The sequence below is a fragment of the Streptomyces sp. NPDC002817 genome, assembly GCF_053592055.1.
The window spans coordinates 1-8,913 of record NZ_JBSFUY010000081.1 but is presented as its reverse complement, the minus strand read 5'-3'; the positions used below and the strand labels follow the sequence as shown (position 1 = coordinate 8,913).

3 protein-coding genes are annotated in these 8,913 nt (G+C 72.4%); all 3 read right to left on the bottom strand.

Annotation, left to right across the window (positions count from 1 at the left end):
* Window positions 1-1,778 (bottom strand): type I polyketide synthase (locus tag ACWD3I_RS48850; protein WP_451084456.1); only part of this gene is annotated, 1,778 nt, incomplete at its 3' end.
* A complete protein-coding gene (locus tag ACWD3I_RS48845; RefSeq protein ID WP_451084457.1) occupies window positions 1,771-6,528 on the bottom strand; it encodes a type I polyketide synthase in 4,758 nt (1,585 codons plus the stop codon). The genes ACWD3I_RS48845 and ACWD3I_RS48850, both read right to left, overlap by 8 nt.
* Before the next feature lie 11 nt (window positions 6,529-6,539).
* A partial coding sequence (locus tag ACWD3I_RS48840) for an SDR family NAD(P)-dependent oxidoreductase (RefSeq protein WP_365413488.1) occupies window positions 6,540-8,913 on the bottom strand: 2,374 nt, incomplete at its 5' end.

Sequence of the window (8,913 nt, the reverse complement as noted above, 5' to 3'; positions counted from 1 at the left end):
CACTCCGCCATCCGCTCACCGAACACCGGCAACGCATCCCACAACTCAACCCCCATCCCCACCCACTGCGCCCCCTGCCCCGGAAACACCAACACGGGGCTTTGTGGCAAGTCAGCGATGCCAGTGATCAGGGACGCGTGCTCGGTGCCGGTGGCCAGCGCTTCCAAGGCCTGTGCGATCTCGTCCCGGCTCTCGGCGATCACGACGGCGCGGTTCTCCAGTTGGGCGCGCGTCGTGGCCAAGGAGTGGGACAGCGCGGCCTGTTGGAGTTGCGGGTGGTCGCGCAGGTGTTCCGTCAGGGCGGCGGCCTGGGCACGGCGTGCCTCGGTGTTCCTGGCGGACAGGGGGTAGGGCAGAACCGTCGGGAAGTCCGTGACGGGTTCGGGGTGTTGAGCTACGGGCGCCTGCTCCAGGATGATGTGGGCGTTGGTGCCGCTGATCCCGAATGACGACACACCCGCCCGCCGCGGACGCTCCCCCGCCTCCCACGGCCGCGACTCGGTCAGCAAGGACACCGCACCCGACGACCAGTCCACATGCGGCGACGGCGCATCCACATGCAACGTACGCGGCAACGTCTCATGCCGCATCGCCATCACCATCTTGATCACACCCGCCACACCCGCCGCCGCCTGGGTGTGCCCCAGGTTGGATTTCACCGAGCCCAGCCACAGCGGTTCGTCGTCGGCTCGGCCGCGGCCGTACGTGGCGAGCAGTGCCTGGGCCTCGATCGGGTCGCCCAGGGTGGTGCCCGTTCCATGAGCCTCGACCGCGTCGACGTCGGCCGGAGTGAGCCGGGCGCTCGTCAAGGCGCCGCGGATGACGCGTTCCTGGGAGGGGCCGTTGGGCGCGGTCATGCCGTTGGAGGCGCCGTCCTGGTTGACGGCCGAGCCCCGTACCACGGCCAGCACCCGATGTCCCTTGGCCAGCGCGTCCGACAGCCTCTCCAGTACGAGCACGCCGACGCCCTCGGCCAGGCTCATTCCGTCGGCCGCTGCCGCGAACGGTTTGCATTGGCCGTCCGGAGCGAGGCCACGCTGATTGCTGAAGCCCAGGAACTGGACCGGGGTCGACATCACCGACACACCACCGGCGAGCGCCAGGGAGCACTCGCCGGAGCGGAGAGACCGGGCAGCCAGGTGCAGGGCGACGAGGGAGGACGAGCACGCCGTGTCGACGGAGACGGCCGGTCCGGTCAGGCCCAGCGCGTAGGCGATCCTGCCGGAGACGACGCTGGCGGAGGCGCCGGTGGTGAGGTGCCCCTCGTAGCCTTCGGGGACCCGGTCGAGGGACCAGCAGTAGTCGAGTCCGTAGCAGCCGACGAAGACGCCGGTTCGGGTGCCTTTGAGGGCGCCAGCGAGTCCGGCGCGTTCTACCGCCTCCCAGGAGGTCTCCAGGGCCAGGCGTTGCTGGGGGTCCATCGCGAGGGCCTCGCGTGGCGAGATGCCGAAGAACTCCGGGTCGAACTCGGCCGCGTCACGCAGGAAGCCGCCGCGGCGCGTGTAGGTCTTTCCGGGCCGGTCGGGCTCGGGGTCGTACAGGTCCTCCAGATCCCAGCCCCGGTCGTCGGGGAAGTCGCCGATGGCGTCTCGGCCGGTGCGGACGAGGTCCCACAGGTCCTCGGGCGAGCGCACTCCACCCGGGTAGCGACAGGCCATCCCCACGATCGCGACGGGTTCGCGTTCGGCCGCCTCGGCCTCGCGCAGGCGGGTACTGGTCTCGTGCAGAGCCTTGGTCACCTGGCGCAGATAGTCGCGCAGTTCCCGCTCGTCAGCCACGGCCGAACTCCCTCCGGACAAAATCGAGAACCTCGTCGTCGGTTGCGGTGTCCAGGTCGGTGGTCTGCGGCGCGGAGGTCTCAGGAGGAGTCCGTCGGTCGCGGAGCCTGGACAGGAAGCCGGCCACCTGGGCGGTGAGGTCGGCCAGTTCGTCGCCGTCGAGGTCGAGGCGGCTGGTCGCCAGCTCGACGCGTTCGAGTGCGGTGCGTGCGGCGGCCGCGGTCGTGGGAACGGGGTCGGCTCCGGTGCCCAGAATGTCGGCCAGGGTCGTGCGCAGGCGCTCTGCCAGGTCGGCGGCGGTCGGGTGGTCGAAGACCAGCGTGGCGGGCAGGTCGAGACCGGTCGCGGCGGTGAGCCGGTTGCGCAGGGTGACGGCTGTCATGGAGTCGAAGCCGAGTTCCTTGAAGGCCCGTCCGGGTTCGACGTCCTCGGCGGAATGGTGTCCGAGGACTGCGGCGACCTGTCTGCGGACCTCGGCGAGCAGGGTGCGCTGCTGCTGGTCGGCCGGCATCGCGGCCAGCCGGTCGCGCAGCGCGACAGCGGTCTCACTGGCTAGGTGCGCGTCGTCGGTCTCGCCGGTGAGCGGATGTGCCGCGAGCAGGTCGTCGAGGAGCCGGGTGGGACGCACGGCGGTGTACAGGGGCACGAAGCGGTCCCAGTCCACGTCGGCGACCAGCAGACCGGTCTCGCCGTCGGCCACGATCCGGCGCAGGCAGTCCAGTGCGGTCGACGAGGGCAACGGGGGCAGTCCGTTGCGGGCGGATCGCTCACCGGCCGGGTCGTCGTCCGTCTCGTGGAGGCGCCAGAGACCCCAGCCGATCACCCGTACCGGCAGACCTCGTCGGTGGGCGAGCGCCTCCAGGTAGGCGTCGGCTGCGGCGCACGCGCCGTGGGCTGCTCCGCCGAACGTGGAGACGGCGGAGGTGGAGACCACGAACGCGTCGAGGTCGTCGCCTGGCGGTGTCTCCAGAAGGTCCTCCGTCGTCGCGGTGCGTCCGGCGAAGACGCGGGCCAGGTCGGCGGGGGTCAGGGCGTCCAGGGGGGTGAGTTCGGTGGCTCCGGGGGTGTGGAAGATCGTACGGAAGGGGCCGTTCGCCGGGTCTGTGGTCGCGCGGGCGCCGTGGTCGTCGAGCCACGTGGACACGGCGTGGACGAGGGGCCCGTTGTCCCCGGCGACGAGGACGTCTCCGGAGGGTTGCCACGGGGGTGGGGGCGGGCCGTCGGCGGGGGCTCTGACCAGGCGTTGGCAGAAGGTGCCCGAGGGGCGGACCGCGATGTGGTCCTCGCCCGCGCTGTCGCCGAGGACGGCGGCGAGGCGCTGCCAGGTGCGCTGGTCGGGGTCCTCGGGCAGGTCGGCGAGGCCGCCCCAGCGGTGCGGGTGTTCCACGGCGGCGACCCGGCCGAGGCCCCAGACGGCGGCCTGGCGGGGGCGGTGTGGTGTGTCGCTGTCGGTGACGGAGGCCGCTCCGGTGGTCAGGCACCACAGAGGTGCGTCGCAGGCGAGGTCACCGAGGGCTTGGAGGAGGGCGAGGGTGGCGGTCAGTCCGGCGGTGGCGCGTCCGTGCTCGGGATGCGGGCTCTCGTCCCAGGCGAGCAGGGAGACCACTCTGGTCGGTGCCGGGGACTCGGCGAGCGTCCTGGCGAGGCGTTCGGCGACTGTGCCGCGGTCGGCGCGGGCGGCGTCGAGGGTGATGTGGACGGGGATGGCGCCGTGCTCGGCAAGCATCCGCGCGCAGGACACGGCCGCGTCGGCCGCCTTCTCGTCGCCGCCCGGCGTCACGATCACCCAGGTTCCGTCGGGGCCACTGGCCGGAACGGTGACGGGACGCCAGCTCACCCGGTAGCGCAGCGAGTCGCTCTTCTGGCGGGCTCGCCGACCGTGCCACCAGGCGGACAGTGCCGGCAGGGCAGGGGCCAGGGCGGCGTGGTCGTCGGTGTCGAGGAGCCGTGCCACAGCGTGCGTGTCCTGCTCCTGTACGGCCGCCCAGAAGCGGCTCTGCTCCTCGTCGGTGCCGGAGCCGTCGGTGAGGGCGGGGCGCAGCCAGTAGGGCCGGTACTGGAAGGCGTACGTCGGCGGGTCGGCGTCGGGGTGGCTGTCGGTGGGCGGGGGCAGGGTGCGGGTCCAGTCGACCGGTACGCCGTGGACGTACGCCTCGGCGAGCGAGGCCAGGAGGCGGGCCGGGCCGCCGTCGCCCCGGCGAAGGGTGCCGCTGACCGAGCCGTCCACGCCCGCGGTGCGCAGAACGTCCTCGATGCCGACGGTCAGGACAGGGTGCGGGGTGATCTCGATGAACGCCCGGCGTCCGCGGTCCGCGGCCGTGCGTACGGCCTCGTCGAACCGTACGGTCCGGCGCAGGTTGGTCAGCCAGTAGTCGGCATCCAGTCCGGAGGTGTCGTGGAGGTGCCCGGTGACGGAGGAGATGAAAGGCACCTGTCCGGTGGCGGGTCGCAGATCGGCGAGCGCGGCGCGAACCTCGTCCGCGATCACGTCGACGTGGGGTGAGTGGGAGGCGTAGTCGACCTGGATGCGGCGGGCCTCGGGCAGGTGCGCGAGGAGTTCCTCGACCGCTTCGGTGTCGCCCGACAACACGGTGGCGGAGGGGCCGTTGACCGCGGCGACGGAGAGCCGTCCGTGCCATGGCCGGATCAGCTCGCCGGTGCGTTCGGCGGATGCGGTCACGGCGGCCATCGCGCCGGTTCCGCGCAGGCGGACCAGGGCGCGGCTGCGCAGCGCGACGACCTTGGCAGCGTCGTCGAGGGAGAGCCCTCCGGCCACGACGGCCGCGGCGATCTCGCCCTGGGAGTGACCGATGACGGCGTCCGGGCGCACCCCGCACGAGGCCCACAGATGGGCGAGGGAGACCATGACCGCCCACAGCGCCGGCTGGACCACCTCTACCCGTTCGAGGTCGCCGGCGAGGACGTCCCGCAACGACCAGTCGACGTAGGGCTGGAGAGCCTGCTGACACTCCGTCATGCGATGGGCGAAGGCCGGCGAGGCGTCCCACAGGTCCAGGGCCATCCCGGACCACTGGGGGCCCTGACCGGCGAACACCCATACGATCTTGGGCTGTGTCTCGGCGAACCCCGGGAAAGCGGTGGCGGGCAGTTCCCCGCAGGCGAAGGCTTCCAGGTCGTCCACCGCCTGCCCGGCGTCGGAGGCGAGCAGGAGGAGCCGGTGGCCGAAGGCGGACCTGGCGTGCAGCGTGTGCGCCGCAGCGGTGAGGTCCGGGTGTCGACGCAGGTGGTCGGCGAGTCGGGACGCCTGGCCGCGCAGGACCGCCGGGGCGCGGGCCGAGAGCGGCAAAGGCGTCGGCGCGCCGCTCACGGCGGGTGACGGGCCGGAACCGTCGACCGAGGGCCCAAGGTCCGGGGCCTGTTCGAGGATCACGTGCGCGTTGGTGCCGCTGGCGCCGAACGCGGACACACCCGCCCGACGGGGCTGTCCGGTCGCTGGCCAGGGCCGGGTCTCGGTGAGTAGTTTCACTCCGCCCCGCGCCCAGTCGACATGGGGCGTCGGCTCGTCGATGTGCAGCGTGCGTGGCAGCGTGGCCTGCTGGATGGCCTGCACCGTCTTGATGACCGCGGCCATCCCGGCCGCCGCCTGGGCATGGCCGATGTTCGACTTCACCGACCCGAGCCACAGCGGTGTGCGATCGGCGTGGGCCCTGCCGTACGTCGCCAGCAGTGCCCGTGCCTCGATGGGGTCCCCGAGCGCTGTACCAGTGCCGTGCGCCTCCACCGCGTCCACCTCGGCCGGTCCCAGCCGGGCGTCCCCCAAGGCGGCTCGGATGACGCGTTCCTGCGAGGGCCCGTTGGGGGCGGTGAGTCCGTTGGAGGCACCGTCCTGGTTGACCGCCGAGCCCCGCACCACCGCCAGTACCCGGCGTCCGTGGCGCACGGCGTCCGAGAGCCGTTCCAGCATCAGCACACCGACGCCCTCGGCCCAGCCGGTGCCGTCGGCGGCCGCGGCGAACGCCTTGCACCGGCCGTCGGGGGCGAGTCCTCGCTGACGGCTGAACTCCACGAACACGCGGGGCGTGGCCATGATCTGTGCGCCGCCCGCCAGCGCGAGGGTGCACTCACCGCGCCGCAGCGCCTGGCAGGCCAGGTGCAGCGCGACCAGGGACGACGAACAGGCGGTGTCGACGCTGATCGCCGGGCCCTCCAGGCCGAACGTGTAAGAGACCCGCCCGGACGCCGCGGCGGGCACCATGCCGGTGACGACGTATCCCTCGACGTCGGCGGCGGGGATCCGCGGGTCCGCGCCGTACTCCGAGTAGGTGGTACCGACGAACACCCCGGTCAGGCTGCCGCGCAGGGTCTCGGGGTCGATGCCGGCCCGTTCCATCGCCTCCCACGAGGTGTGCAGCAGGAGCCGTTGCTGCGGGTCGACGGTGGCGGCCTCCCGGGGAGAGATCCCGAAGAAGTCCGCGTCGAAGCACGCCGCGTCGTCGACGAAGCCGCCCTCGCGCTGATAGGTCTTGCCGGGCCGGTCGGGGTCGGGGTGATAGAGGTCGGATTCCCAGCCGCGGTCGGACGGAAAGGGCGCGATCGCGTCGCGTTCCTCCACCACCAGCTGCCACAGGTCCTCCGGCCGTCGTACTCCGCCCGGGAACCGGCAGGCCATGCCCACGATCGCGATCGGTTCGTGCGCGGACTCCTCCGCCTCCGTCAGGCGGCGCCGCGCCTGACGCAGTTCACCCGTCATCCACTTCAGATGGTCGAGGACTTCGTACTCGTTGGTCACCGGCCCGGCGCTCACAGCTTCCCGAACTCCTCACGGATGAGATGCAGCATCTGGTCGACGCCCGCGGACGCCAGGTCGTCGTCACCGACGGCGTCGGACGCCGTCCCGGGATCGGCCCACCTGGCGGCGAGCACTCGAAGTCGGCCGGCGATCCGCCGCTGGGCAGGACCGTGCAGTCCGGCACCCGTCAAATCGGCGTCGATACGGTCCAGTTGGGCGAGCACGTCGGCCTCGTGCACGACATCCCCGCCCAGTTCCCCCCGCAGGTGTTCGGCCAGGGCCCGTGGAGTGGGGTGGTCGAACACCAGCGTCGGCGGCAGGTCGAGGCCGGTGGCGCGGTTGAGCTGGTTGCGCAGCTCAACCGCGGACAACGAGTCGAAACCGAGGTCCTTGAACGAGCGCCCCGGGGGCACCGAGTCGGCCGCCGCATGTCCCAGGACGGCGGCGGTCCGCGTGCAGACCAGCCGCTCCAGGAGTTCGGCCTGTTCATGGTCGGCGAGCGCGGCCAGTTCCCTGCGCAGTTCGGCGCCTCGGTCGGAACCGGGTTCCTCCGGAGGTGCCGTGGTGGCGGCCGCCGCCGCGTCCTGTACGTCGGCCAGGTCCGCAATGAGCGGGCTCGGGCGCAGGCCCGTGAACGTGCGGGCGAACAGCCCCCAGTCCACCTCGGCCACCGTGAGGCAGGTCTCGCCCTGTTCCAGCGCCAGTTCCAGGGACCTGAGCGCCGTCTCGGGCGGTACGGCGCCCAGACCGCGTCGGCGCAGATGCTCGGCCAGGTCTTCGTCGGCGACCATCCCGGTACCGGCCCAGGGGCCCCATGCGATCGAGGTGGCGGGCAACCCCTCGGCGTGTCGCAACTGCGCCAGCGCGTCGAGCGTGGCGTTGGCGGCCGCGTAAGCGCCTTGGCGGCCGCTTCCCCACACTCCGGCGCTGGACGAGAACAGCACGAAGTCGGACAGGCCCATGTCCCGGGTCAGTTCGTGCAGGTGCAGCGCGGCGTTGGCCTTGGGGCCGAGCACGTCCTCCAGGTGTTCGGCGGAGATGTCCGCCACCTGTCCGTCGTCGGAGACGCCCGCCGCGTGGACGACGGCCGTCAGCCCGTGCTCGCGGTGCACGCCGTCCACGAGCCGGGCCAGCGCGTCCCGGTCCCCGACGTCACAGGCCGTCACCGTGACGGGGACACCGAGCCCCGCCAGTTCTCGTCGAAGGTCATCGACGCCTGGCGCGTCCGGTCCGCGCCTGCTGGTGAGCACGAGTCGCTCCGCACCCTTGCGCGCCAGCCACCGGGCCAGCAGCGATCCCAGAGCTCCGGTGCCGCCGGTGATGAGGACAGTCCCGTGGGGCCGCCACGACGTGCCGCTCAAGACGAGCGCCCCGGACGCGCCGGGCGCACGGGTGAGCCGGCGCAGATACGTCCCGGACGACCGTACGGCGATCTGGTCCTCCCCGCTGGGATCGGCGAGGACGGCGCCGAACGCGGCCAGTTCCTCCGCTCCCGGCTCCTCCGGCAGGTCGATCAGGCCGCCCCACCGGTCCGGGTGTTCCAGACATGCGGCACGGCCCACGCCCCAGGTCTGTGCCTGCACGGTCCGTGAGACCGGATCGCCGGGTCCGGTGGACACAGCCCCGCGGGTCGCACACCACAGCGGGGCATCGACTCCCACTGTTCCGAGGGCTTGTACCAAGGACACCGTCCCGGCCAACCCGCGCGACACGCCCGGGTGTTCGGGGTGCGGGCGCTCATCGACCGCCAGCAAGGAGAGCACCCCGGTCAGCGCGGGCAGACCCCGGAGATCCGGGTCGTGCCCTTCGCGACACACGACGTCGGCGTCGGACAGGACGCTCAAACAGGCCCGCACCCAGGAGTCGTCGCGCATCCCCTCGGCCACGACCACCAGCCAGGCACCGTTCGGTGTGCTGCCGGACCGACCGGTCGCGGCTTCCCACTGAACGCGATAGCGCAGCCGGTCGAGTTCCGCTTGCTCCTGGCGTCCTCGCCGCCAGGCGGCCAGCGAGGGCAGAACCGCTTCGAGGGCGGTCCTCGGGGCCTGGAGCGTTTCAGCGAGCGCGCCGGCGTCCTGGTCCGTGACGGCCTGCCAGAAGCGGCTCTCGTCGTTGTCCGCGCCCTCGTCGGAGACGGGGTTCAGCCAGTATCGGCTGCGCTGGAAGGGATACGTCGGCAGGTCCACGGCCGCCGCCGGCTCACCGACGACGGCACGCCAGTCCACCGAGGCACCGCTCACCCACAACTCCCCCAGCCCGGCCAGCACGCTGTCGCGCTCGGTCCGGTTCCTGCGCAGGGTTGGTACGGCCGTGACGTCGTCACCGCAGGCCTCACGCACCAACGCGGTCAACACACCCCCCGGCCCAACCTCGAGGAAGCGGCCC